The sequence below is a fragment of the Rhodococcus olei genome (genome assembly GCF_039540555.1).
Taxonomy (GTDB): Bacteria; Actinomycetota; Actinomycetes; order Mycobacteriales; family Mycobacteriaceae; genus Rhodococcus_G; species Rhodococcus_G olei.
The window spans coordinates 133012-157950 of sequence record NZ_BAABFB010000059.1; the positions used below are offsets into that span (position 1 = coordinate 133012).

At 66.8% G+C, this 24939-nt stretch carries 22 protein-coding genes; 4 read left to right on the plus strand and 18 right to left on the minus strand.

Features of this window, described 5'->3' with window-relative positions:
- The first annotated feature begins 4 nt into the window (after positions 1-4).
- Together ABD951_RS18890 and ABD951_RS18895 are read left to right on the plus strand one after the other, a co-directional pair.
- Entirely contained in the window at positions 5-871 is an 867-nt protein-coding gene (locus ABD951_RS18890; protein ID WP_345348417.1) for an alpha/beta fold hydrolase, read from the plus strand.
- A 91-nt stretch (positions 872-962) separates the two neighbouring features.
- The gene (locus tag ABD951_RS18895) at positions 963-1604 is read left to right on the plus strand and encodes a TetR family transcriptional regulator (RefSeq protein ID WP_345348420.1); all 642 of its coding nucleotides are present in this window, start codon (positions 963-965) and stop codon (positions 1602-1604) included.
- Positions 1605-1615: 11 nt separating this feature from the next.
- Here ABD951_RS18895 and ABD951_RS18900 read toward each other — a convergent pair whose 3' ends face one another.
- The 4 genes from ABD951_RS18900 to ABD951_RS18915 form a co-directional block, all read right to left on the minus strand.
- On the minus strand, positions 1616-1957 hold the full coding sequence (locus ABD951_RS18900; RefSeq protein WP_345348423.1) for an antibiotic biosynthesis monooxygenase: 342 nt from the start codon (positions 1955-1957) through the stop codon (positions 1616-1618).
- Positions 1958-2087: 130 nt separating this feature from the next.
- Positions 2088-3572, minus strand: a complete 1485-nt coding sequence (locus tag ABD951_RS18905) for an aldehyde dehydrogenase (RefSeq protein WP_345348426.1) — start codon at positions 3570-3572, stop codon at positions 2088-2090.
- Positions 3573-3582: 10 nt separating this feature from the next.
- The gene (locus ABD951_RS18910; protein WP_345348429.1) at positions 3583-4407 is read right to left on the minus strand and encodes a mycofactocin-coupled SDR family oxidoreductase; all 825 of its coding nucleotides are present in this window, start codon (positions 4405-4407) and stop codon (positions 3583-3585) included.
- A 200-nt stretch (positions 4408-4607) separates the two neighbouring features.
- The gene (locus ABD951_RS18915) at positions 4608-5624 is read right to left on the minus strand and encodes a GNAT family N-acetyltransferase (protein ID WP_345348432.1); all 1017 of its coding nucleotides are present in this window, start codon (positions 5622-5624) and stop codon (positions 4608-4610) included.
- 181 nt (positions 5625-5805) lie between these two features.
- On the opposite strand from ABD951_RS18915, the gene ABD951_RS18920 reads away from it, so the two are divergent.
- The gene (locus ABD951_RS18920; protein ID WP_345348435.1) at positions 5806-6975 is read left to right on the plus strand and encodes an aromatic ring-hydroxylating oxygenase subunit alpha; all 1170 of its coding nucleotides are present in this window, start codon (positions 5806-5808) and stop codon (positions 6973-6975) included.
- A gap of 54 nt (positions 6976-7029) precedes the next feature.
- Positions 7030-8181, plus strand: a complete 1152-nt coding sequence (locus ABD951_RS18925; RefSeq protein WP_345348438.1) for an acyl-CoA dehydrogenase family protein — start codon at positions 7030-7032, stop codon at positions 8179-8181.
- Between the two features lie 85 nt (positions 8182-8266).
- Here the strand turns inward: ABD951_RS18925 and ABD951_RS18930 are convergent, their stop codons facing one another.
- The 14 genes from ABD951_RS18930 to ABD951_RS18995 form a co-directional block, all read right to left on the minus strand.
- Positions 8267-11536 carry a protein kinase domain-containing protein gene (locus ABD951_RS18930; RefSeq protein ID WP_345348442.1) on the minus strand — a complete coding sequence of 1090 codons (3270 nt, stop codon included), beginning with the start codon at positions 11534-11536 and terminating at the stop codon, positions 8267-8269.
- 109 nt (positions 11537-11645) lie between these two features.
- On the minus strand, positions 11646-12275 hold the full coding sequence (locus ABD951_RS18935; protein WP_345348445.1) for a hypothetical protein: 630 nt from the start codon (positions 12273-12275) through the stop codon (positions 11646-11648).
- A gap of 62 nt (positions 12276-12337) precedes the next feature.
- Positions 12338-13297 carry an MlaD family protein gene (locus ABD951_RS18940; protein ID WP_345348448.1) on the minus strand — a complete coding sequence of 320 codons (960 nt, stop codon included), beginning with the start codon at positions 13295-13297 and terminating at the stop codon, positions 12338-12340.
- Positions 13294-14289: an MlaD family protein gene (locus ABD951_RS18945; RefSeq protein ID WP_345348451.1), complete on the minus strand. Its 996-nt coding sequence runs from the start codon at positions 14287-14289 to the stop codon at positions 13294-13296. The genes ABD951_RS18940 and ABD951_RS18945 overlap by 4 nt, the downstream gene beginning before the upstream one ends.
- Entirely contained in the window at positions 14286-15314 is a 1029-nt protein-coding gene (locus ABD951_RS18950; RefSeq protein WP_345348454.1) for an MlaD family protein, read from the minus strand. The genes ABD951_RS18945 and ABD951_RS18950 overlap by 4 nt, the downstream gene beginning before the upstream one ends.
- Position 15315: 1 nt before the next feature.
- The gene (locus ABD951_RS18955) at positions 15316-16335 is read right to left on the minus strand and encodes an MlaD family protein (RefSeq protein WP_345348457.1); all 1020 of its coding nucleotides are present in this window, start codon (positions 16333-16335) and stop codon (positions 15316-15318) included.
- The gene (locus ABD951_RS18960; protein WP_345348460.1) at positions 16320-17324 is read right to left on the minus strand and encodes an MlaD family protein; all 1005 of its coding nucleotides are present in this window, start codon (positions 17322-17324) and stop codon (positions 16320-16322) included. Before ABD951_RS18960 ends, ABD951_RS18955 begins: the two co-directional genes overlap by 16 nt.
- Positions 17321-18295, minus strand: coding sequence for an Mce family protein (locus tag ABD951_RS18965; protein WP_345348463.1), 975 nt, complete (start codon positions 18293-18295; stop codon positions 17321-17323). Before ABD951_RS18965 ends, ABD951_RS18960 begins: the two co-directional genes overlap by 4 nt.
- 112 nt (positions 18296-18407) lie before the next feature.
- Positions 18408-19247, minus strand: a complete 840-nt coding sequence (locus tag ABD951_RS18970) for an MlaE family ABC transporter permease (RefSeq protein ID WP_345348466.1) — start codon at positions 19245-19247, stop codon at positions 18408-18410.
- A gap of 38 nt (positions 19248-19285) precedes the next feature.
- Positions 19286-20182 (minus strand): ABC transporter permease, encoded by an 897-nt coding sequence (locus ABD951_RS18975; RefSeq protein WP_425569887.1) that lies wholly within the window; start codon positions 20180-20182, stop codon positions 19286-19288.
- 150 nt (positions 20183-20332) lie between these two features.
- Positions 20333-21346 (minus strand): ABC transporter ATP-binding protein, encoded by a 1014-nt coding sequence (locus ABD951_RS18980; protein WP_345348469.1) that lies wholly within the window; start codon positions 21344-21346, stop codon positions 20333-20335.
- Positions 21347-21578: 232 nt separating this feature from the next.
- Positions 21579-23330 carry an FAD-dependent oxidoreductase gene (locus tag ABD951_RS18985; RefSeq protein WP_345348472.1) on the minus strand — a complete coding sequence of 584 codons (1752 nt, stop codon included), beginning with the start codon at positions 23328-23330 and terminating at the stop codon, positions 21579-21581.
- A 144-nt stretch (positions 23331-23474) separates the two neighbouring features.
- Positions 23475-24113, minus strand: coding sequence for a TetR/AcrR family transcriptional regulator (locus ABD951_RS18990; protein WP_345348475.1), 639 nt, complete (start codon positions 24111-24113; stop codon positions 23475-23477).
- Between the two features lie 84 nt (positions 24114-24197).
- Entirely contained in the window at positions 24198-24842 is a 645-nt protein-coding gene (locus ABD951_RS18995) for a TetR/AcrR family transcriptional regulator (protein WP_345348478.1), read from the minus strand.
- Positions 24843-24939: the final 97 nt, after the last annotated feature.

The following is a 24939-nucleotide window of genomic DNA, read 5'->3' on the forward strand; positions in this document are numbered from 1 at the left end:
AACCATGACCGACACCACCACCGTCGTCCGCTTGCGAAGCGACGGCGTCACCCTCGTCGCGGACCGCTGGGATCCGGTCGACCGGCCGACGCGTGGCACGGTGCTCCTGCTGCACGGCGGCGGGCAGACCCGGCACTCGTGGCAGCGCACTGGAGAGCGGCTCGCTCGGAACGGCTGGAGCGCACTGGCGGTCGACGCCCGCGGCCACGGGGACAGCGACTGGGCCGACGACGGCGACTACTCCATCGCGGCGCACGCCCGCGACGTGGTCGCCGTCGCGGGTGTCCTGGACGATCCCCCGGTCCTGGTCGGCGCGTCCATGGGCGGCATGGCCTCGCTGATCGCGCAGGGCTCGCACCCCGACCTCGGCCGCGCACTCGTCCTGGTCGACATCACCCCGCGCGCCGAGCCGGAGGGGCTCGCCAAGATCAGCGCCTTCATGCACGACGGTCTGGCCGGATTCGACACCCTCGAGGACGCCGCCGCGGCCGTGGCCGCCTACAACCCGCACCGCCGACGGCGCCCGCGCGTCGACGGCCTGCGCAAGAACCTCCGAATGCGCGACGGCCGCTGGTACTGGCACTGGGATCCGCGGATGCTCACCCACCGGGAGAACGGTCCCGAGCAAGCGGGAGTCCGTGAGGAGCAGGCCCGGACGGCGGCGCGCGCCATCACCGTGCCCACCCTGCTGATCCGCGGTGCGCAGTCCGATGTGGTCAGCGTCGACGGCGCCCGCGACCTCCTCGATCTGATCCCCGGGGCCCGGCACGTCGACGTCGGCGGCGCCGGACACATGGTCAGCGGCGACGACAACGACGTGCTCGGCGAGGGCCTGCTCGAGTTTCTCGACGGATCGGTACCGACGCGGTGATCGACCGTCCCGGTGGCCGACCGGCCACCCGTTACGATCAGACTCATCACGCCGGGTGCCCGACCCGGCGACACCGAGTGGAAAGCCCGAGATGCCCCGACCGTCGAAACCGCTGATCAGTCGCGCCTCCGCGGTCGCGGCGTCCATCGAGATCATCGACACCGAGGGGCTCGAGGCGTTCAGCCTGCCGCGCCTGGCCAAGCACCTCGGTGTCCGGGCACCCTCGCTCTACCACCACTTCTCCGACAAGTCGGAGATCCTCTCGGCGGTGGCCCGGCAGATCGCGGGGGCCGGCTCGATCCCGCGCCGCAAGCCCGGACCGGACTGGCCGGAGTACTTCGTGTCCATAGCGCTCAACTTCCGGCAGTCGATCCTGCGCCATCGCAATGCGGCGCCGATCCTGCTGCAGTACCTGCCGCGTGACCTGCTCATCGGCACCTACGAGGAGACCGCCCGATTCCTCGAGGCCTCCGGCGTACCGGCCCGCATGCACGTGCAGATCCTGGACGGGATGGAACGCCTCTCGCTCGGCGCGGCGCTCACCGAGGCCATGCGCGGTCCCAGTACCCGCTCGACGATCTTCCCGAACGTCGACCCAGAGTCCCAGCCCACACTGGCCCACGCGCTGGCCGAGAACGAGCTGACGTCGAAGAAGCTGTACGAGGAGATGGTCCGCAGCTTCCTGTACGGCGTGATGCGGGACGAGGCGGACGCCACCGCCCGATCGGCCTGATCGGACCCGGATCAGGGCCGCTCGAACAGGTCCACGGCCGTCGTGGCGCGGTCGTTCGGCAGTTCCTCGGCGATGTTCGCGCCGGTGCGCAGCCACCCCCCGCGCAGCGATGAGCGAAGCCAGTTGTCCAGGGCGCCTTGAGTTTCGAAGCGGAGCACGATCACGCACACATCCGAGACGCTGCTCTCCTTGAGCCATCCCCCGCCGAGGAAGCCGGGGAAGATCCGAGCCAGGCCGAGGCCGCTCTGAATCCAGTCGGCGAACTCGTCGTCACGACCCGCCCGGATCCGGCGCACGATCGTGGTCGTCACGTTCGCGCCGGAACCTGCTGCCACGTCGTCGGTGTTGTTCACTGTTCTCGCCTCGACTCCCACGCACATCACGCCGTGCGACTCCCCCAAAATAGCAGCGCAACGGATACAGGCGGTGACCCGGAACCACAGGTTCCGGGTCACCGCCTGTATCGATCGCGGCCGGCGACCCCTACGCCGGCATGTGCACGGTCTTGGTCTCGAAGAACTCCTCGAGACCCTCCACCCCGCCCTCGCGGCCGACGCCGGACTGCTTGTATCCGCCGAACGGCACGGTGAAGTCGATGACGGCGCCGTTGACGCTGATCGTCCCGGTCCGGACGCGCTGGGCCAGGGCGTACCCGCGGTCCAGGTCCTCGGTGTACACCGCACCGGACAGCCCGTAGATCGAGTCGTTCGCGATCGCGACCGCGTCGTCCTCGTCCTCGTAGGTGATCAGCGAGATGACCGGACCGAACACCTCTTCCTGCGCGATCCTCATGTCGTTGCGGACCCCGTCGATCAGGGTCGGAGCGACGAAGAACCCCTGCTCGACGCCCTCCGGACGCCCGCCGCCGAGTACGACCGTCGCTCCCTCGGACTCGGCCGTGGCGATGTAGCCCTGTACCCGGTCGCGGTGCCGCTCACCGGCCAGCGGGCCGAGGAAGTTGGTCGGCTCCCACGGGTTGCCGATCGGCAGCGAGCCGTATGCGGCCTTGAGCGCCTCGACGACCTCGTCGTGCCGCTTTCGGGAGACGAGCACCCGGGTCAGCGCGATGCAGGCCTGCCCGGACTGCATGCAGCCACCCATCGGCAGCGACTGCAGCACGTGGTTCAGGTCGGCGTCGTCGAGGATGATCGCGGCCGACTTGCCGCCGAGCTCCAGCGAGACGCGGGCGATGCGCCGGCTGGCGAGTTCCGCGATGCGACGGCCGGCAACGGTGGAACCTGTGAACGTGATGTGGTCGACGTCGGGGTTGGTGACCAGCGTCTCGGACACCTCACGGTCGGCGATCAGGACGCTCACCACACCCTCCGGGATGCGGCCTTCGGCGACGAGTTCGGCGATCACGTCGGCGAACACGGCCGGCGACAGCGGCGCATCGGGTGCCCCCTTGAGGATCACCGAACAACCGGCGGCGAGCGCCGGGGCGACCTTGAACGCGATGGTGCCGATCGGTCCGTTCCACGGAATGATCGCGGCAACGACGCCGGTCGGCTCCTTGAGGATTCGCGAGATTCCACCGTCTGCCCGGGTCCGATCCTCCCGAACTTCGAACGCGCGCGCCTCGGCCGCGACGGCCCGAAACAGGCCCGCCGTCATCTGCTGGGTACCGGCACTGACGCTGACCGGGATCCCGACCTCGAGCACGCCGATCGCGGTCAGTTCCTCGACGCGGCGCTCGAGTCGGTTCGCGATCTCGTCGATCACGTCGGCGCGCTCGGCCATCGACTTGCCCGCCCACGCGCCGTCGTCGAAGGACCTGCGCGCGGCGGCGACCGCGCGTGCGACGTCTTCCTCTGTGGCACTGCGGATTCGGGCGGAGCGCTGCTCGGTCCAGGGGTCGATCAGGTCGATCCACTCGTCGCCAGTCGAATCGACCCAGTGGCCGCCGATGAAGACCTGCTCGCGGTCGGCGACCGTGGGCGCCGAAGGGGTGGTGTCGGTGATGGTCATCGGTGGCCTCTCAGCGGTTGTTGTAGCCGGCGTCGACGGGCAGGGTGACCCCGGTGATGTAGCGGGCCTCGTCGGAGGCGAGGAAGACGATCGCGTTGCTGATGTCGACCGCCTCGATCAGTTCGACCGGCATCGGGTTCTTGTAGGCGTCGTCGCTGGCCACCTCGGGATGCGAGTTCACGAACGCGCCGTACTCGGCGTTCGCGACCATCGGGGTGTTCACGCCGGTCGGATGGATCGTGTTGACCCGGATGAAGTGCTTGGCCAGCTGCTTCGAGTACAGGCGCATCAGGCCGACGACACCGTGCTTCGCCGCCGAGTAGCCGGCCTGGCCGGGGAAGGTGTTCAGGCCGATGCTGGTCAGACCGGCGGCCGAGCTCGTGATTGCGATGGATCCGCCGTTGCCGCGCTCGATCATGCCGGGCACGGTCACATCGAGCACGTGCCAGACACCCGTCAGCATCGTGTCGACGGCATCGTGCCAGGCCTGGGGCTCGGCGCCCTGGTCGATGACCGGCATGATGCCGGCGTTCGGCACCACGATGTCGACGAACCCGAATTGTTCGACGCCGGCGTCGTACGCGCGCTGCACGTCCTCGCGCATGCGCACGTCGCCGACGGTGGTGACGATCCGGCCTCCGGCCTCCTTGACCAGCCGCTCGGTCTCGGCGAGGTCCTCCTCGGTGGCCATCGGGTAGAACACGGACGGGATCTGCGCGCAGATGTCCATCCCGATGATCGCCGCGCCCTCCTCCGCGAGCCGGACCGCGTGCGAGCGCCCCTGTCCGCGGGCCACGCCGGTGATGAATGCGACCTTACCCTCGAGCCTCTTCATGTGCTTCCCTCTCTCACTGGGCAATTCGACTGCCTCACGCCGGCTGACCAAGATCTGCAGGCGGATTGTCGGTTCAGGGGGGCGACCTCGGCCCGACCGGGCAAGGCGAGCGAACATGCGCTCCGTTGTGATCCCCGACACAGGACGCTACCGGCGGGGCCAGGTGGCGTCAATACAAATGTCAGATTTTGTTCGCCGTCTCATTGGACAAAGCGCACCGGTCCCGACCAGTGCCCCACCTGGAAGCACGCGTGTGCCTCGTCCTGCTCGAACGAGAGCAGCCGGCACATCCGCAGAGCCCGCTCGTCATCGGGGTCGATGCGCATCAGCGCAAGCTGGGCGCCGGCCTCACGCAGTTCCGCGAGCACCTGGACGAGCAGGGCGAACGCCAGCCCGGAGCCGCGTGCGGCCGCCGTGACGACCAGCGCCCCGATCCATGCCGCGCGCAGTTCCTCGCGGACACGGAGCGTGGGGTCGTACCACGCGACGCCCACGGCACGACCGGTGCCGTCCGTCGCGGTCATCGCCAACTCCGAAGGGGAGGTGGCAGAAAGCTTTTCGCGGTACGGCTCCGGAAGGGAAGCATCCCCGAGAACCGCATCCACCGCGGCCGCGACCGCGGGATCGCCGACGGGACGCGGCGGGTCGATGCGGTACGGCTCGGGCAGGTTCGTGTCCGGGAGCGGTTCCGCCCACGGCCCCGACAGGTGCCGCAGCAGTGTCCACAGCCGGCTCACGGCCGGGACACCGAACCGCGACGTAAGCCGTTCCGACGCGGGGTGGCTGCCGTACGCCCAGGCCCGCAGGGCCCGCGCGCCGGTGCCGGCCCACCCGCCGTCGGCGTCGACGTCGAGGCCGAGCTCCTCGACGAGCTGGGTGGCGATCCCCCGGGATCGATACTCCGGGTGGACGACGAACTGAACCACGCCCAGTCCGTCGACCCCGACCGTGAGATGCAGATACGCCACGACGACCCACGGCACGTCGGGCCCGGACCCTAGGTCACGGCGAGCCCGGATCGGGAGATGCAGCACGCGAGCGCCGTCGACGAAACGGGAATCCGACGCCTCGGGTCGACTGTCGCCACCGGTGACGTCCTCCTCGCTGATCGCCGAGAATCCGGCCTCGTCGTCGTACGCGGCGGCCAGGCGCACCAACGCGAGCACCTCGTCGCGATCGTCCGGACTCAGCGCCTCGCACCACTGGTAAGCGATCATCGTCACTCCTCGTCGAGCGGATTGGTGTCAACCTAATGCCTGTCGGTTAATGCCACAAGGGCGACCGACGGGCCCAGGCTTTACACCTAAACCTACATCAATTAGATTTAGTGGCATCGACACGACGGGCACGCCCCCTGGACTCCACCCGGGCCGGCGACCGACGACAGGAGGCGAAGCGATGACCGAGGTCGGAGCACCCCGCGAGGAACGCATTCGGCGGGCACTGAACCACTTGCGCAACGACACCACCGACGAGTTCGAGCACATCACCTGGTTCGAACCCGTCGAGTTCACCGATCCGGAGGTCGCCAAGCGCGAACGCGATCGCGTCTTCGGCCGTGTTCCGTCGATCGTCGCCCACGGCTCCGAGATCCCCCGTGCAGGCGACTTCTTCACACTCCAGCTGCCGCGGAACAATGTCATCGTCGTCCGCCAGCGCGACGGCAGCGTCAAGACCCTGGTGAACCAGTGCCGCCACCGCGGCGCCATGGTCGAGAAGGAGGAGAAGGGCCGTTGCCGCCTGTTCTCCTGCCCGTACCACCGCTGGTCGTACGACACCGACGGAACGCTGCGCACGATCACCCGCGACAACACTTTCGGTGAGGCCGACCGCTCCGAGCGCAACCTCGTGCAGCTGCCCACCGAGGAACGGCACGGATTCATCTGGGTCGTCGACGATGCCGCCGCGACCATCGACGTCGCCGACTGGCTCGGGCCGGAGATGGACGCCATCCTTGCCTCGCAAGAGCTCGACTCGATGGTGAACACCCGCGTCACGGTGTTCGAGGAGCCGGTCAACTGGAAGCTGATGCAGGATGCGTTCCTCGACGGCTACCACATCCAGTACGCGCACCCGAACACCGCCGCCAAGCACATCCACACCAACGTGATGGCCTTCGAGGACTTCGGGCACCACTGCAGGTTCATGAACCTGCGCAAGACCATCGACCGGTGGATCGAGGAGGACCCCGGCGACCGCAGCCTGGCCGAGCACACCACCGAGACCTACTTCATCGGGCCCAACAGCACCCTGCTCCGCCAGCCCGACCACTACCAGCTACTGACCTTCCGGCCGCATCCCAGCGACCCGCAGCAGTGCCGCATGGAGATCCGCCTGATCGGCCCTAAGCTCGAGAACAGCGGATTGACCGAGGAGCGCTGGAACCGACTCTGGGACAAGAACGTCGAGATTCTGGTCGCGGTCCTGCACAACGAGGACTTTCCTATCCTGCGCGACTCGCAACGAGCCATGGCCAGCGCCAACGCCGGCAACATGCTCCTTGGCCGCAACGAGGTCGCCAATCAGGTCTTCCGCCGCGAGATCCAGAAGCTCGTCAGCGGAAACTGACACCGAACAACGGCGGTGTGGTGCCTGCAGGCACCACACCCGGAGGAGGCTTACGTGGAGAGCGAGCTCTTCGACAAGGATCACGAACTGTTCCGCGACTCGGTCCGTGGGTTCGTCGACAAGTGTGTTGTGCCGAACCTCGAGAAGTGGGATGCCGATCGTCTGATCGACCGCGAAACCTGGCTCGCCGCGGGACGCCTGGGGCTGCTCGGCCTCACGGTGCCCGAGGAATTCGGCGGCCCCGGTGAAACCGACTACCGATACCGGGTGGTCATCCAGGAGGAGATCGCCCGCGTCGGCGCGTCCGCGCTGCAGTCGGGCTTCTCCACCAACGACGACATCGTGCTCAACTACCTCTTGCGGCATGCGGACCACGAGCAGAAGCGCCGCTGGCTGCCCGGGTTCGTGACCGGGCAGACGATCGGCGCGATCGCGATGAGCGAGCCCGCCGCGGGCAGCGACCTGCGCGCGATCACCACCACCGCAGTACTCGACGGCGACGAGTGGATCATCAACGGCGCCAAGACGTTCATCACCAGCGGCATCCTCGCCGACCTCGTGATCGTCTTCGCCAAGACCGACCCGGAGGCCGGCTCGAAGGGCTTCAGCCTCTTCGTCGTCGAGGACGGCACCGAGGGCTTCACCCGCGGCCGCAAGCTGGACAAGGTCGGCCTGCACGCACAGGACACCGCCGAACTCTTCTTCGACAACGTGCGGATCCCGAGGGAGAACCTGCTCGGCGAACGCGGCGCCGGATTCGCCTACCTGATGCAGTCACTGCCGCTCGAACGCCTCGGCATCGGCATCGCCGCGCAGGTCTCGGCCGAGGCGGTGTTCGGGTGGACGATGGACTACGTGCGCGAGCGCACCGCGTTCGGCAAGCGGATCGGCGACTTCCAGGGCATGGGATTCGACCTCGCGAAGCTGCGCACCGCGATCGAGGTCTCGCGTGCCTACATCGACCGCTGCGTCCGCGAGTACAACCAGGGCACCCTGACCGCGGTCGACGCGTCCAAGGCGAAGCTGTGGGCGACCGAACTGCAGGGCCAGGTCGTCGACGCCGGCGTCCAGTACCACGGAGGCTACGGCTACATGATGGAGTACCCGGTCGCCAAGGCGTATCTGGACCACCGGATCCAACGAATCTACGGCGGCACCAACGAGATCATGAAGGAGATCATCCACAGGGATCTGATGAAGGCCTGACGACGGAAGACGACGGGAGCGTGTCACCTGCGTGCGCGGGCGACGCGCTCCCGTCGTCTTCGACTGTCACTCCACGAATCCTCGGTCAGGAGCGCTCTTCTCGACTTCGCTCGACGACCCACGCGGCGATCTGTGCGCGCGAGGTGAACCCCAGTTTGGCCAACGCGTGTTCGACGTGCCCGCCCACCGTGCGCTGCGAGATCGCCAACCGCGCGGCGATCGCTTTGTTGGTCAGACCCTCGGCGAGCAGGTCGGCGACCTGACGTTCTCGTTTGGTCAGCATCGCCGACCGACCCGTTCCTCGCCCGGCCGGCCGAGGTTGCTCACCCAGGGCGAAGGCGATTGCCTCGTCGATGCGCATGGAGCCCCCCTCCCGACTGGCAGTCTCGAATGCTTTCACGCCGAGTGTCGCGCGCGTGCGTCGCACACACTCGTCGTGGTAGACGAGCAAATTGGGAAACAACACAGTGGAGCTACCCACGACGCGTCCCTGTGCATCGGCGGCGCCCATCAGGACGGCGGCACGCCGTGCGTCATTTCCCTCGCTCGCTGTCCAGGCCAGTGCCTCCAGACAGGTCGTGCCCATGAGGGGATCGCCGACCTGCTGGGTCAGCCGCAAACACTCTTCGAGCACTCGCTCCGCACGGTCGCGCTCACCGCGCCGCCACACGGTCACTCCCAGGGCCCACAACACGTATGCCCGATACACCGACTCGCCGTGGGACCCGGCAAGGCCCAGCGCCTTCTCGTGGCAGGCGAGAGCCCCCGCGGAATCTCCTCGCAGTTCGTGAGCCCATCCGAGCGAGATCAGCGCCCCCAACTGCAGGGTGACCTCGCCGCATGCGCCGAATCCGTCGACGGCGTCTTCCAGGCGGGTGCCCGCGCGGGCAAGTTCGCCACTGGTAAGGGCGACGAACCCGTCGACGAAGGCGTACAGCGCGCTCGTCATCGCATCGGCGCCCCCCTCGGCAAGAAGGCGAAGCTCCCCCATTCGAGCGGTTGCGACCGGCAGGTCACCCTGAATCGCGGACATGATGCTGTCCGCGTAGAGCGCGCCGGCTCGTTCCTCGCTCGGCCCCCCTGCCGGACGCGCCAGCGCGCGGTCGAGCCAGCGGCGCCCCTCGTTGAACATGCCGCGTGCTATCCAGAACGAGTACAGGGCGGATGCGATCCGCAAGGCATGCTCGCCCGACTCGGAGAGGCTGAACTCCAGCGCCCTACGCAGATTCGGCAGCTCCCTGTCGAGCCGGCCGATCCACTCGAGTTGCCGAGGACTGACCCACCCGTCCGCCGCGTCGATCGCCAACTGCTCGTACCAGTCCCGGTGTCGCCGACTCATGCCCTGGTATTCACCGGCTTCCTCGATCCTCTCCCTGCCGTAATCGAGCACGGCCCCGAGTAGCTTGAATCGGACCGCGCCGTCCGTTTCCCCCCGGATCAGGATCGACTTGTCCACCAACGCGGACAACAGGTCGAGGAGTTCCTGCGGGTCGAGGTCGCTGCCACAGACCCTCTCCGCCGCGTCGAGATCGAACGTCTCGGCGAACACCGACAGCCTCCCCCACAACTGCTGTTCAGCCTGGGTGCACAGGTCGTAGCTCCAACCCACGCACCACCGCAACGTCTGATGTCGCGACGGGGCGCCCCGCCTGCCGCCGGTCAGCAGCGCGAACCGATCGTCCAGCCGCCGCAGAATCTGGTCGGAAGACATCACCCGCAGCCGCGCCGCCGCCAGTTCGATCGCCAACGGCAAGCCGTCCAGCCGGGAGCAGATCCGAGCCACCGTGAGCAGGTTGTCCTCGGTCAGCTCGAAGCCCGGTACCGCCGCGACACCCCTTTCCGCGAACAACGTCAGGGCGTCGTATCGGGTCAACTCCCGCAGCGATGGCGCGCTCGTCGGGTCGGGAAACTCGAGCGGCGCCACGGGCAGCACCGACTCGCCGTCGATGCCGAGCACCTCGCGACTGGTGGCGAGAATCCGCACTTCCGGGCATGCGCGCAGCAGCGACTCGGCCAGCTCCGCGACCGCCTCGACGACCTGTTCACAGTTGTCGAGCACCAACAGGAGTCTCCGAGTCGACAGAAAGTCGACCAAGACCTCGAGCATCGGTCTGCCGCCCTGGTTGCGGAGACGCAAGGTCGACGCGACGACGTCGACCACCAATGATGCATCGGACAGCTCACCCAACTGAACCAGCCACGCCCCGCCGGCGAAATCCCGCCGCACCTTGCTCGCGGCGCGCAGAGCAAGACGTGTCTTTCCGACTCCACCGATTCCGGCCAACGTCACCAGACGCGACTCCGCCAGCGCGTTCCTCACCTCGGACAACTCCGTTCGGCGCCCGACGAAGCTGGTCAACTCCAGCGGGAGGTTTCCCACCTCCCCGCTCGACCCGCCGGCTTCCCGACCACCGCCGGGCGCATCCGCGCCGTGAGCTCGCCGGCCGGCACCCCGTTGAGACCGCACCGACATCTCGTCGACTCCGAAACCGTGACCGAGCTGGACCCGCTGAAGTTCCTCGCCCAGGTCCGCGGCGGTGGGGCGGTTCCGCGGGTCACGCGACATCGCCGACTCGACCACAGCGCACACGTCGTCGGAGATTCCGCTCTCGCGCAGGTCCGGTACCGGCTGTGTGGTGATGCGCAAGAACTGCGCCACCACTTGCTCGCCGGCGCGGCGCTCGAACGCCGCATGGCCGGTCAGTGCGCAGAACAGCGTGGCGCCGATCCCGTACACATCGGATGCCCGGCTCGGGGCGCCGCCCTCGAGGACCTCGGGTGCGGTGAAAGCGGGCGAGCCGGTGACGACGCCGGTGGCGGTCTCGAACCCGCCGGCGATGTGAGCGATTCCGAAATCCGCCAACACCGGCTCGTCGAAGTCAGTGAGCAGGATGTTCGCCGGCTTGACGTCCCGGTGCACGATGCCGAGCCGGTGCGCCGACTCGACCGCCCCGGCAATTTTCACGCCGAGCCGGAGCACCTCCTCCACCGGAAGGGGTCCGTGCCGGCGAATCCGTGCGTCGAGTGAGCCCTGCTGGTGGTACTGCATCACCAGGAACGGGCGGCCACTCACGGTTTCCCCCACCTGCAGGACCCCGACGATGTTCGGGTGCCCGGTGAGCCGACCCATCGCGCGCTGCTCCCGGAGGAATCTGGCCCGATTCTCGTCGTCGAACGAGGACAAGAGGACCTTCACCGCGACGGTGCGGTCGAGGCCTGGCTGAGTGCAGTGGTAGACGACGCCGAATCCACCCCGCCCAATCTCATCGGCGTCCTTGAAGCCGGCCGCACTCAACTCTGCGATCACGGCAGAACCCACGTCGCGCTGGGTCTCGAAGCGGTCGTCGTCGACCATTCAGCCACCTGCGATCCACCCACACGGACGCACACCGCGTGCCACTCGCCGAACGATACGCACACCCAGGATATCTGCTCCGGGAAGGGACGAGCTCGCGCCGAGCCGCTCACCGCGGCCCAGGACCACCTCGGTCCGGTTCCGGTCCGATACCGCTGATCTCGGTGATTGTCCAGTTGTCGGTGCTGTCGAGGCTCAACTTGTAGGTCGCCGTCGACTGGATCCCCTCCGGTGCCTGCGCGTTCGACGTGAACACGCCGACGAAGCAGTCCACGGTGTAGATGCCGTTGCCGGCATCCACCGCCTTCGCCGCGATCGGCTGCGCCGTGGAGGTCCACTGAAGCGGGACCACGATCTGCTCCATCGACGTCGCAGCCTGGGTGAGTCGCTGCTGGAGTTGAGGTGTCGTCCCCGCGGTGAGGCGGCTCTTCCAAGCGCCCAAGTCGTGGAAATCCATCTGGGCTGCCCCTGTCGCGTAGTCGAGCGCCGCCTGTTCGGCGTGCGAACGGGCGTCCGCGTCCGCGCGCATCGCGTCGAGCTCGTTGGTGGTGTCGTCGAGCTTCCAGCCGCCGACACCGATCGCCGCGACGGCGACGGTGCCGAGTACACCCACCGCAATCGTCCGCGTGGTGAGTCGCCGTGCAGAAGTGCGGTCGTCGGCCGGAGGCCGTGAGGGCGACCCGTCCTCGCCGATCGGGTTGCGCTCATCGAGTTCCTGCAGAAGTGAGGTGTTCGACATCGTGGCCTCGTTTCGTTCCGGTTTGTGTGAACCTGTGCGCACGAAGGTCGTGCGGTGGAGTGTCAGTTGTCAGAAGTCGTGACGTGAATGGTCAGTGCATCACCCGATTTCGTCGAAGCCATCACGTTCTGGAGGAGCCGGCCGATGTTGACCGAGCGGACGGAATTGGCCGCCTCCGACACCGCCGGAAGGAGGTTCACCCCGATGGTGTTGAGGTCTGGTGCGGTCTCGTCGAGAAACTTCTGGAGTTCACCGATGAACGGGCTGGCGCCGTTCGCGATGCCTGCGTTGAGTGGGCCGCGGTCCGCGGCGAACCTGATACCGGCGAGGAGGTCCTGGAATCCGGATCCGAAGGGGGCGAGATGCGGCGCCGCCTCGTGCATGCCGGGCGGGATCGAACCGCTGCCCTGCAACATCGGCTGCAGCGTCCGCAGAACCGTGGTGAGGCTGTCCGAGCGTTGGGTGAGCGTGGCAGCCATCAGCTTCCCGGCCTCGCTGATGTCGGTGTACACCCGCGGATCGTCGGGCAGCGCGACGTCCAGGGTCCGGAAGATCTCCCGAACCGCTTGCGGTTTCACCTGGCTCAGCAGGTCGGTCAGGCGTTGCGACAGTTCCTCGAAAGTCGTCGGGACCACCACCCGGTCGGGCGCGATCACCGCGGCGTCGTCGAGGTAGGGGCCTCTCGCCGTCTTCGGCCACACGCCGAGGACGGGTTCACCCAGTGCGGAGAGGTTGTCGACCCGGAACGCGCTGTCCACCGGGATGGGATGACCGCGGTCGTACTTCCACGCCACGTGGACGGAGTCGGCCGATGCGGTGATGCCGGTGATCTCCCCGATTTCCACCCCCCGCAGCAGAACCCGGGCGCCGACCACGAGACCGTTCGTGTCCGGGATCTCGACCGTGGCGGTGTTCACGTCCTCCGCGATCCCGGTGCGCAGTCCCGACTGGAACATGTACGTGAAGGACAGCGCACCGATCGCGACCATCCCGACGACCGACAGGATCGATTGCCTGCTCATTTCAGGGCCCCCAACATGCGCAGGATGTTCTCCGTGTCGGCCAGCTTCTGGCTGCCGTCCTTCGTCTGCACCGAGACGATGTCGACCGACGGATGATCTGCATAAGGAACCAGCGTCGTTCGAAGGAACTCGGACAGCTGCGCGGCTGCGGTGGTGCCGCTCAGGGAGACGTCCGTCGTGTCGGCCAGGGACTCGAACATCGGGACGAGCCACAGTCCGCCGGCGTAGAGGCTGCCGACCGACGGCAGGATCTGTCCGATGTGGGACACCACCGAGACCGCCAGGCGCCTCCAGTAGTGCACGGCCCCTGCGTCGAAGATCGTCGACAGCGACTGGCTGTTGTCGTCCAACACCACCGCAGTGGCGTTCATGCCGTCGAGGGTGCGGTCGATCTCGGAGGTGCGGTCACCCAGGTCGTGGAGGTCCGTCGACACCACAGATGCGAGGCTCCGGATCTCGGGCACCGGTGGCATCACGGTGTTGACCCTCCCCATGACGTCCTCGATGCGCTGGATGCTGCCGCCGTTGACGAACGTCGCGAGGACGGCCATGGTGTCCTCGAGTTGCGGCGGTGACGTGGTGTGCTCGATCGGCACCGAGTCTCCCGCCTCCAGGTAACGCGTCTCGCGGGTTGCCGAGTCCCGGATGAGCGCGACGTAGGTGTCGCCCAGCAGGGTGTTCTGCCGGACGATCGCGTGGATCCCGGCAGGTATCCGCGTGTCGGCACGGATACCCGCGGTGACGGCGACGCCGTGGTCGTCGACTTCGAGGTCGCTAACCTCCCCGATCCGGACGCCGTCCATGATCACGTCCGCGCCGGCCGGCAGGTTCATCGCGCTCTCGAACTCGAGTGAGATCTCGTAGCCGTCGCCGATACCGCCCCGCACCGAGGGGAGGTCCTCGGGCCGCAACGAACACGCCGATGCGGCGAGGACCAGCAGCAGCACCGCCACCCCCCGGGCTCTGCGGGCCACGTCCGTTCTCGTGGTCACTGCACTGCTCCCTTCATGAGGATCTTGCCGAGCAAATTCGCCGGGTCGATGCCGGTACCGTCGCCGAGGGTGACCGTCGGCGGCGTGAAATGCACCGTCAGGCCGCCCGTCTTCCTCGACTGTTCGTCGAGGGCTGCCGTGAACGACGGGAGGGAGCCGACCAGGCCGGACAGGTCTCCGGCCCGTCCGGCGGCAAGGGCGATAGCCTGTGCCACCTGGCCGTGTACGAACGGCCAGATGTCGCCGCCGTATCGGGTCTGGACGTCGTAGAGCGTCGCGACCAGCCAGCCGATGCCGACGCAGACGTCGATCGTTCCGGGAAACAGGTCGATACCCGCAGTGGCGATCGACGGCAGCTGCTTCGCGATCGACGTGATGGCACCCCAGTCCGCGAGCGCCTGTTCGTTCAGCGGAGCCATGGCCCCGATCGCGGATCCGATGTCGGCGACCAACTTGTCGGGATCCGCCATCGCACCGGCTGCGCTGAGCATCATGGCCCGAGCGGGCTCACCCTGCCCCTGAAGTGCTGCCGACACCCCCGCGATCGCGCCGGCGACCGTGTTGCTGCCGTCGGGTGAGAGCGCCGCGAGAAAGTCGGCTGCGGATCCAACCACTTCGGAGATGGTCTTCGGTGTGTAACTCTGCTCGAGGGGAATGCACGATCCCGGTTCGAGGACGGGCCCATTGGTGTAGTTGCCGACCAATTCCAGACTCCGGTCCGCCAGAATCGACTTCGATCGTGTCACCGCCTTCACGTCTGCGGGAAACACCCGGCCGACGCTCGTGGTGAAGGTGACCTCGACGTGGTCGCCCTTCTCGGTGATCGAGTCGATCGTTCCGACCTCGAAACCCATCTGGGTCACCGGATTACCGGTGTACAGACCGACGGTGTCGGGCATCTGCGCGCAGTATGTCGCGGTCGTGCCGGAGCTGTTCGTCCCCGCCGCGGTGACGCCGTTTCCACCGATGCCCATCGCGGCCACCGTGACGATCGCGACCACGGCCCACTTCTTCGCGTTGGTCATCTCAGCAACTCCGTCCCGGCACCGGCATGCAGATGTCCGATGCCATCAGCGTTCCACCGCCGATCGTGACGATCCCCTCGGGCGTAAGCCATTTCGCCAGTTGGTCCCGCGCCGAGGACAACGCGTCGATCGACGGGCCCATCGTCGCGTTGAAGTCCTCGATCGTCGCCCTGACCTGTTCGATGCGTCCCGCGAGGTCGTCGCTGTGATCGAGGTAGTACTGCTCGTACGGAGCCACTGTCATCAGGATGTTTCCGAGGAGCCGGTACGCCTCGTTGAAGCCGGCATGATTGGTGTTGTACGTCGACAACACGACGTCCATCTTCCGGATCACCTCGAAGATCATGTCGCGGTCGGTGTCGAAGGTGTTCAGGTATTCGGAGGCCAGGTCCGTGATCGTGCGAACCTGCTCGCGTTGCCGGTCCATCACCCGCGCAATGGAACTCATTCCCGAGATCACCGATCCGATCGAGCCCGGGTTGGATCGCAGTGCATCGGCGACCTGTGCGAGGTTCGCATCGATCGAGCCGGCATCGACGTTGTCGGTCACCTTCGGTGCGGCCTGCAGGACGTCGCCGATCGAGTACGGCACCGTCACCTGACCGACAGGCAGCGGCTGATTTCCCACCGACACGTCTCCCACCGGCACGATCGTGATCGCATATCCGCCGACCGGGGTCAGCATGCGCACGTCGATGTGGGAATCCGGTCCGACGACAACGTCCTTCTCGATATCCATCGTCACCCGGACCGAGTCGGTACCGAGCGTCATGTCCGACACCGATCCGACGGAGATCCCCGCGACGCGGACATCCTGTCCGACGGAGATCGCCGACACGTCCGTGGTCTCGAAGGAGACCTTCGTGCGCCCGGGCGGGTGCAGGTACAGGATCGCGGTGGCGGCGAGTGCCAGGACGACGACCACGGCGACGGCGGCACCGATCCGCACGTCGTTGTCGAACCAGGACAGCCGGCGACCGAACCGACCGCGTGGGGCTCGCGTCTTCACTGCGCGTTGCATATGACCACCTCACTACCGCTGAGCAGTACTTCGACGTCGGTCGGGAGTTGGGCGACACCGTCCGCACACCCGTGCGCTCCCCCACTCGCCGGAACCTGCATTCCGGCGATCGATGCCGGGAGCAGCCGGAACGCCTGCGCCACCTCGTCGATCGAGCCGAATGCCTTCGCGACCTCGGCTTCCACGTTCACTCCCGGCTTCAAGTGGTAGGCGTCGAGCAGCCGTTTGATCGGCGTGAGGAAGTACGGACCGTACGAGGCGGTCTTCGCGAACTCGTCGATCACGGTCATCGCGCTGGAGATCGGGTAGTCCACCGAACGGATGAACTCGACGACCGCGTCGGACCGACCACCCATCGTGTCGGAGATGCGCGCGAGGTTCCGCGTGAGCGTCGAGATGACCTGTTCCCGGCTCGATGCCAGGTCGGCGAGCTTCTGTGCGTCGTCCAGCATCGGTTTCAGGCCACTGCCGTCGCCCTGGAGGACGGCGATCGCGTTCTCCGAGAACCGGTTGACCTCGTCGGTACTCATGGTTGCGAGCACCGGCTGCAGGCCGTTGAACAGCTCGGTTATGTCGAACGACGGCCGGGTGCTCGACAGGCCCAGGTGCTCGACCGGCTCCCCGGACCGAGCGCCGAAGTCCGCATCGATGTACCGGACACCGGTGAGGTTCTGGTACTTGACCGACAGGACCGTGTCCGACGTCAGTTCGTAGGCACGTTCGAGCGTGAACCGAACCTCGGCGATCGTCCCGGAGTCGCGGCGCACCAGATCGATCGACTCGACCTTGCCGATCCGCACCCCGCGGGTGCGGATGTCCCCGTTGGAGCCGAGTCCCGACACATCGGAGAACTCCGCTGTGTAGCTTCGCGTCTCTCCTGTGACCGGGCTGCGCATCGCGGAGATGACCAGGATGAACAGCAACACCGAGATCACCACCGCGACGGCGAGTTTCACGAGCGTCGCGACCAGCGCGCCGCGGGTGGTCATCGGGCACCTCCGGTCGGCGTGAACGGTCCGAGCCCGAGTGGAGCAGCCAGTGACGGGAAGTCGTCGAGCACGATGCGTAGCCGCAGCCGCTTTCCGTCCGGGCCGTTGACGAAGGCCGAGTCGAGCCGTCGAACGATCTCCCGGGCAGCATCGGGATTCAGCCCGCCGCTACTCAGGTGCGGGAAGAGGTCCGAGGCCGCGGTGACCGACTGGATGAGAGGCGTGAGCTCCTCACCGTGCGAGGCGAGCAACGCGCCGGCCTGCCCGAACAGCTTGTTGCCCGCGAGCGCGAGGCCGGCGTCGGACTCGTCGAAGACGGAGTCGTCGACCCCGATGGAACCGTCGGGTGAGCGGTTGTAGGACGGGCTGTCGTAGATGTTCATCAGGGATCGAATTGCTTGGTCGCTGAACTCGGGTGCGGCTCCGAGGATGTCGTTGAAGCGGCTGAGCAGATCGGTCGGCAGCGCGTACTGGGTCCGAGCGACCCGATCGGCGACCAGCACGCCGGTGTCGATCCACGGCGTGACACCGTCGAGGTAGTGCACCGTCTTGTCGAGGGATTTGATCATGTCACTTGTGAGCGTTCCGTCGATCGCCGACGATCCCTGCTCGATCATCGTGGACATCGTGTAGTCACCGCGCGGGGTTCTCTTCAGCTCCAGACCGGACTCGAGCTTCTCACCGGTCGGTGTCGCGAGAATGTTGACCGCCGAGGTACCGAAGTAGTTCTCCGGCCGGTAGTCGATCTCGAACTGGTCTGTCAGACCGTCTATCTGGTGCTCGTCGAGGACCAACTGCAGCCGGACGGTGTCCGCGGCGGTACGGTCGAGTTCGGAGACGCGGCCCACCGTCTGCCCGTGCAGCACGACCTTGGTTCCCGTCGCCACTCCCGGCCCGACATACGGCACCTCGACACCGACCTCGACACCCTGCGGCGCCGTCAGCCGGGGATACAGCGTGGCGGTTCCCACGACCGCTGCACACGCGAGCGCGAACACTCCTACCCCGGTGGCCGTAAGCAATCGAGACTGATGTTCGGCGGATCCCCGGAGAAAGTCCTGACTCCTCGAAATGCTCATGTCCTCATCCCTTGAACACCAGTTCTGGGCTCAGTCCCCAGATGGCGACTGTCATCAGAAAGTTCATTACGACGATGGCTACGAGACTCGCGCGAATCGCGCGACCCGACGCCGATCCGACACCTGCCGGCCCACCGGAAGCGAAATACCCGTAGTAGCAGTGGATCAGGGTGACCACCGAACAGAAGATCAGCACCTTGGCCACCGAGGCCACGAGATCGGGAACGCTGAGGAACTGCCCGAAGTAGTGGTCGTAGGTGCCGGCCGGCTGATTGTGGAAGGTCTTCACGACGATTCCACCTGTCATGAAGCTCACCACCAAGGCCATCAGGTAGCCGGGAAGGACGACGAGCATACTGCCGATCAGGCGCGTACCAACCACGAACGGAATCGCCTGCAGGCCGATGGATTCGGTCGCGTCGATCTCCTCCGAGATCCGCATCGCACCGATCTCTGCGGTCATTCGACAACCGGCCTGTGCGGCGAATCCGATACCGGTGATGATCGGCGCGATGACGCGCACGTTACCGAACGATCCGATGATCCCGGTCAATGCACCGAATCCGAGCAGATTGAACGCCATGAATGCCTGGATCGCGACCACCGCGCCGACCGCGATGCCGAGAAAGAACATCAGACTGATCACACCGCCGTCGACGACCAGAGATCCGTTGCCCCAGGCCATGTTGTTCATCGCGGTGACAGTTTGCTTCCGGTAGTGCCGAACCGTCTTGGGAAGCAAACTGATCGTCTTGCCGACGAACAGTGTGATCTGGCCGAGTTCCGCCGCCGCGCCCCGAATCGAAGCGGTCACCGCAGTGAACAGCCCGATGGGCAGCACCATTGCGCGGGTCCCGCCGTGTGCGGGTGTCCGGGGCGCCATCACGCCAGCCGCGCCGGGAAGAACATCATCTGCAACTGGCTCACGAGCAGGTTCGTCGCAAAGATGCAGAAGACACTGAGAACGACGGAGGCGTTGACGGCATTGGCCACGCCGGTCGGACCGCCCTTGGCCTCCAGACCTCGGAGACTCGCGATCACCACCACCGTCGCCGCGAAGATCACCGACTTCAGAACCGAGAACGCGAGATCCGTCGGGGTCGCGAATGCGCCGAACGACTGCCAGAAGCTTCCTGGCACGACGTCGTTGACATTGGCCGAGATCATCAGGCCCGCCGTCACGCCGGCAGCGATGATGATGATGCACAACATCGGGGCGATCGCGATCATCGCGATGAAACGCGGTACGACGAGCCGCTGCACCGGATCGATACCCATCACGCGAATAGCCTCGATCTCCTCACGGATCGAACGTGCACCGAGGTCCGAGGCGATCGCCGATGCCGCGGCGCCACTCATCAGCAGACCTGCCGCCATTGGTGCGCCCTGCCCCACGACTCCGAGGCCGCTCGCCGCACCCGCGAGCGAGTTCGCTCCGACCTGGTTCATGATGCCGCCGACCTGGACCGACACCTCGGCACCGATCGGTACCGCCATCAGCAGCGCCGGCAGGGCGGTGACCTTGAGCAACTTCCACATCTGCTCGACCACCTCCCCGACCGGCAGGCGCCCCGACACGGAGTCGGTGACGCAATACCGAAGCACGTTGCCCCCGAGCCGGGCGGATCGGCCGATCGTGGCGAGGCTCTGCGCGGGCCTGACACGGACGTACGCACCCAGCCACGCGAACACCGACGCGCCGAGCCGGCGCTTGCTCAGCTGATTCTGCGGCGCATCCTGCACAGTTTCCGGCGCGGGTGATGCGAGCTGCCTGCTCATCGCGCCACCACCTCCCCGATCTGCGGACTTCTCGGACATTCCTGAGGTATCAACCGTCGGAACCTTTCTCGTCGCCCCTCATACGGATCTTGGGTCTGTGCCGTGCCACCGTCGGTGCGTCTACGATGCACCCGCAACACAGATGCACCTTTACAACACAATTGCACCGAATTCAATTGCGGCGGACTCACATTCGAGGTCATTGATGATCGCCGCCCGGGCTTGCACCGGGAGGGTATGCAGTATCTGACGCACCCGGCTCCGCCGACGACCCACCGCTCGGCGCTCCGGCATCCCCGGCGTCGCCCTCATCTGCGGCACGATGCCGTCCAGGCCGTCGACTCCGCCCGCGTGGTGGCCCGCGTCGACGAGGGCCTGTTCGTGCGCCATCTGTGCCTCGTCCTTCTCCTCGGACATCCCGATCGGACCGATCATCGCTCCCCCCAGGAACTGCTTGACCACCGGCTCGTCCGACGTCAGCAGCACCTCGCGGGGTCCGAACATCACCAGCTCACGCCGGAACAGCATTCCGATGTTGTCCGGCACCGTCCGGGCGAGGTTGATGTTGTGCGAGACGATGAGGATCGTCGCGTCGATCTCGGCGTTGATATCGATCAATGTCTGCGAGATATAGGTCGTACGAACGGGATCGAGGCCCGAGTCGGGCTCGTCCACCAGAATGATCTGCGGCTCGAGGACCAGTGCCCGCGCCAGCCCGGCGCGCTTGCGCATGCCGCCGGAGATCTCACCGGGAAGCTTGTCCTCCGCCCCGAGCAGACCGACGAGTTCGAGCTTCTCCATCACGATCTTCCGGACCTCGGACTCGGACTTGCGCGTGTGCTCCCGCAACGGGAATGCCACGTTGTCGTACAGGTTCATCGATCCGAACAGCGCGCCGTCCTGGAACAGCACCCCGAACAACTTGCGAATCTCGTACAGTTCCTTGGCCGAACACGTCATGATGTCCACGCCGTCGATCACGATGGATCCCTGCTCCGGTCGGAGCAGGCCGATCAGCGACTTGAGGAAGACCGACTTTCCCGTGCCCGACGGTCCGAGGAGCGCACTCACCTCACCAGCAGGCAACGTCATCGTCACGTCTCGCCAGATCTGCTGGGAGCCGAATGACTTCGTCAGACCCTCCACAGCAACTTCGATACCCACTCAAAAGCTCCTTCCCACCCCGTCAACCCTTGTGCACAACACATTCGATTCATGTGGACATACGTGCACGCCAGCAGAGCCTCGAGCGAAACGGTCCCTGTGACATGCACCAGCACGGTCACGGACGCCGTCTCACGGCCTCTCCGTCACCGTTCGTCCCCCCCGAGGACGTTGTCGGGCAACACGAAGTCGCCCCGTTCATCACGCACGGCGCACTGGGGCGCCGGAAGCCTCAGCCGATCGGTGAAGCCTGTCGACCGAGAGCGATGTCGACCATCTCCGAGCGATCGACCGCCTTGAGGCGAGGGCGTCCCACCTTCCGTCCCGCTTTCCGCTCGTGGGAATCCAGACGCTTCCAGCCGGCGAGGTCCAGCCTCTCGGGTTGCCGTTGCTCCACCAGGTCCGCGAACTGTTCGGAAGTTCCTTCCGGCACAGCCAGTTTGCCGGATGCGAAGTCAGCCACGATCTGCACCGCGGTGGCTTCCGAGCAGGCGCGATTCGATCCGATCACACCACTCGGCCCACGCTTGAGCCAGCCGGCCGTGTACACCCCACGCACCTGTACGCCGGAGTCGGGATCGACGACGGCTCCGTTGCGGTTGGGCAGAACCCCACGAGCGTGGTCGAAGGGCAATCCCTCGACGGGCCTGCCCATGAATCCCACGGACCTGATCACCAGATCGGCGGGAACGGTCTCGCTGCGGCCGGACGCCGAGATCCCGCCCTCGGCGGTTCGTTCGTTGACATCGATGCGGAGGCCCTCCGTACGGATGTCGCCGAGAATCCCGGTCGGTGATCCGAAGAACTGCAAGTGAATCCGGCGGTTGCCGGGAGTCGGCTGTGCCGCCGCGTAGCGGTTCAGGACGGACGCGCGGATCCGGGTGAGCTCGTCGTTCGCGTGAGCGGCCTCGAACGAGTGCGAGGCCGTGACATCGACCCCGGCGAGGTTGCCCAGGCCCAGCAACTCGGGAGTGCTGAAGGCTGCGTGCTCGGGACCTCGCCGGCCCAGCACGACCACTTCCCGGATGCGGCTCGCCGCAAGGGCCTCGAGGGCGTGGGCGGCGATGTCCGTGCCGATCAGCCTGGCCACGTCACCGGCGAGCACCCGTGCGACGTCCAGGGCGACGTTGCCGTTACCCACCACCACCGCGCGCTCCCCGGACAGATCGAAGGTGGCATCGGCATGATCGGGATGGCCGTTGTACCAGAGAACGAAGTCGCGCGCGGAGACGCTGCCGGGAAGGCCTTCCCCGGGAACACCGAGCGGGCGATCTCCGTTCGCACCCGATGCGTACACAACGGCGTGATGATGACGCAGCACCTCGTCATGCGTGACGTGCACGCCCACTTCGGTGTTCAGGTGCACGGTGCATCCGCGCTTGCCAAGGGTACGGCCGAACAACGTCGCGATGCTCTTGGTGGCGGCGTGGTCGGGTGCGACTCCGTAGCGGACGAGCCCTCCGGGCGCGGGCAACCGTTCGAGGACGGTGATCTCGACGTCGAGTCCTCGGATCGTGTTCAGAGCGTCCACGACATAGCAGGCCGACGGGCCGCTTCCCACGACGGCGACCCGGAGCGGGCCGCTCGTCGCGGCCACGGTCACGGGTTCGACGACATCCGGTGCGGCCGACCCGGGCCGATCCGAGTAGTAGGCCGCGTTGATCGCGACGAAGGGTTCGAGTGCGGGCGTGACGTCCTCGGGCGGCACGATCGCGTCCACGGGGCACTCGTCCACGCATGCGCCGCAGTCGATGCACGCGTCCGGGTCGATGAACAGCATCTCTGTCCGGACGAATGCACGCTCACGCGGGGACGGATGGATGCAGTCGACGGGACATACCGCGACGCAACTCGCGTCGTTGCAGCACGGTTGGGTGATCACGTGCGCCATGGTCGCTCCTGACGTTGTTGCCCGGATCTCGTATTCGCCGGCTGGAACGCCGCGGGGAGAACTCGGTGTGCACTCGGAGAATCTGGTGGACATGCGTGTTTTTGCGGAGCCGTTCACTGCCCCGAACCTGCCCCGACAACAGGTTTACAAATAACAATCTGTGTCATACGTTACGGCATGTGATGCGGGACACGCAACAAGCACATCGCCGGTCGCGCGGGTCGGCCCGCGCGACCGTCACGCGCCCGGTTCCGGCCCCCGAGGTGCCGGATCTGCCACGATGCCGGGGAGCAGCAGCTTGGCCAGCATGCGTCGATGGTCGGGGTCACTCGCGGCACCGAAATCCATGCGCCCCACCAGGATCAGTTCGACGACGACGATCCACTCGGTGATCTCGCGGTTGGTCAGGCCGGGACGGATCTCGCCGCGCTCACGGGCGGCATCGAGTACCGGCGCCCACATTTCGTGTGTCAGTTGCGCCGCCAGTCCCGAGCTGCCGGTCAACGCGGTGTCCCAGCCCAGTTGTTCCGGGCCGACGATCAGGCGGATGAGCGGGTCCCTGCGCCCGCGGTCGACGAGTTGGGCGAGCCCCTCGACGAGTTGCTCGGCAAGGCCGTCGCAGCCGGCGAGGAAGGCGTGCGTCTCCTCGAACAGGCGCCGGGACCGGGCCGCGATGAGCGCCGAGACGAGGGCGTCACGGTCACGAAAGTACCGATAGAGGGTGGGGCGGGAGACGCCCGCCTCCTTGGCGATGTCGTCCATCGTCGACTTGACCACGCCGTACCGCTCGAATGCCGCCTCGGCGGCATCGAGTATCCGGGTGCGCGCTTCGTCCGCGTCCGTGCCGAGGACGCTCACCGCCCGTCGTCGTGCCATCTCCGTCACCTCCGGTCGAGACGAGTCGTCACCGAAACGGCGACCGGCCGGAGCCGGGGAGCGGCGTCCGACTCCACGGTGTCCTCAACCGCACACCGCAGCCGGGCCGACGCTCGTGCGTGCCGGCTCGCGGACGATCGCGGGCAGCAGGAACCGGGTGAGCATGCGCCGATGCTCCGGATCGTCACTGTCACCGAAGTCATTACGCCCCATCAGGATCAGCTGCACCATCGTGATCCAGTCGCAGATCTCCTCGTCCGTCGTTCCGGGACGGATCTCGCCCCGGTCGCGGGCCTCGTCGATGAGCGGTGACCACATCTCGGTGTTCAGCCGGGTCGCGAGACCCGACGTGCCGAGGAGGGCGGTGGCGGTGTCCATGTGTTCGGGGGTGACCAGCAACCGCATGATCGGGTCGCGCCGGCCACGGTCCACGAGGTGCACGATTCCGTCCACGACCTGCTCGCCGAACGTCGGCCGCTCGCGGAGAAACGCACGCGCCGTGTCGAACAGCCGGCGCGACCGCGCCTCCACGATGGCCGAGATCAGCGTGTCCCGGTCCCGGAAGTAGCGGTAGACCGTCGGCCTCGACACGCCCACCTCCTTGGCGACGTCGCCCATCGTGGCCTTGACGATTCCGTAGCGCTGGAAGACGGACTCGGCCGCGGTGAAGATCTGGGCACGCGCATCGTCCACGCTCTCACCCAGGACGCCGACGCGCCTGCGCGCCATTCGACCCTCCACTTCACCGGTTCGACACTGCCATGCGGCTCTGGAAAGGGTATCAGGCACAACTGCACCCTCGGCGCCGTAGGAGCCACGGGCGCAG

Bases quoted from the DNA above. Each gene is read 5' to 3' on its own strand.
- ABD951_RS18940 (WP_345348448.1), bottom strand. From the start codon at position 13,297: ATGAGCAGGCAATCGATCCTGTCGGTCGTCGGGATGGTCGCGATCGGT.
- ABD951_RS18990 (WP_345348475.1), bottom strand. From the start codon at position 24,113: ATGGCACGACGACGGGCGGTGAGCGTCCTCGGCACGGACGCGGACGAA.
- ABD951_RS18970 (WP_345348466.1), bottom strand. From the start codon at position 19,247: ATGGTGCTGCCCATCGGGCTGTTCACTGCGGTGACCGCTTCGATTCGG.
- ABD951_RS18905 (WP_345348426.1), bottom strand. From the start codon at position 3,572: ATGACCATCACCGACACCACCCCTTCGGCGCCCACGGTCGCCGACCGC.
- ABD951_RS18895 (WP_345348420.1), top strand. From the start codon at position 963: ATGCCCCGACCGTCGAAACCGCTGATCAGTCGCGCCTCCGCGGTCGCG.
- ABD951_RS18960 (WP_345348460.1), bottom strand. From the start codon at position 17,324: ATGACCACCCGCGGCGCGCTGGTCGCGACGCTCGTGAAACTCGCCGTC.
- ABD951_RS18950 (WP_345348454.1), bottom strand. From the start codon at position 15,314: ATGACCAACGCGAAGAAGTGGGCCGTGGTCGCGATCGTCACGGTGGCC.
- ABD951_RS18910 (WP_345348429.1), bottom strand. From the start codon at position 4,407: ATGAAGAGGCTCGAGGGTAAGGTCGCATTCATCACCGGCGTGGCCCGC.
- ABD951_RS18930 (WP_345348442.1), bottom strand. From the start codon at position 11,536: ATGGTCGACGACGACCGCTTCGAGACCCAGCGCGACGTGGGTTCTGCC.
- ABD951_RS18955 (WP_345348457.1), bottom strand. From the start codon at position 16,335: ATGCAACGCGCAGTGAAGACGCGAGCCCCACGCGGTCGGTTCGGTCGC.
- ABD951_RS18935 (WP_345348445.1), bottom strand. From the start codon at position 12,275: ATGTCGAACACCTCACTTCTGCAGGAACTCGATGAGCGCAACCCGATC.
- ABD951_RS18985 (WP_345348472.1), bottom strand. From the start codon at position 23,330: ATGTCCACCAGATTCTCCGAGTGCACACCGAGTTCTCCCCGCGGCGTT.
- ABD951_RS18995 (WP_345348478.1), bottom strand. From the start codon at position 24,842: ATGGCGCGCAGGCGCGTCGGCGTCCTGGGTGAGAGCGTGGACGATGCG.
- ABD951_RS18915 (WP_345348432.1), bottom strand. From the start codon at position 5,624: ATGATCGCTTACCAGTGGTGCGAGGCGCTGAGTCCGGACGATCGCGAC.
- ABD951_RS18920 (WP_345348435.1), top strand. From the start codon at position 5,806: ATGACCGAGGTCGGAGCACCCCGCGAGGAACGCATTCGGCGGGCACTG.
- ABD951_RS18975 (WP_425569887.1), bottom strand. From the start codon at position 20,182: ATGAGCAGGCAGCTCGCATCACCCGCGCCGGAAACTGTGCAGGATGCG.
- ABD951_RS18890 (WP_345348417.1), top strand. From the start codon at position 5: ATGACCGACACCACCACCGTCGTCCGCTTGCGAAGCGACGGCGTCACC.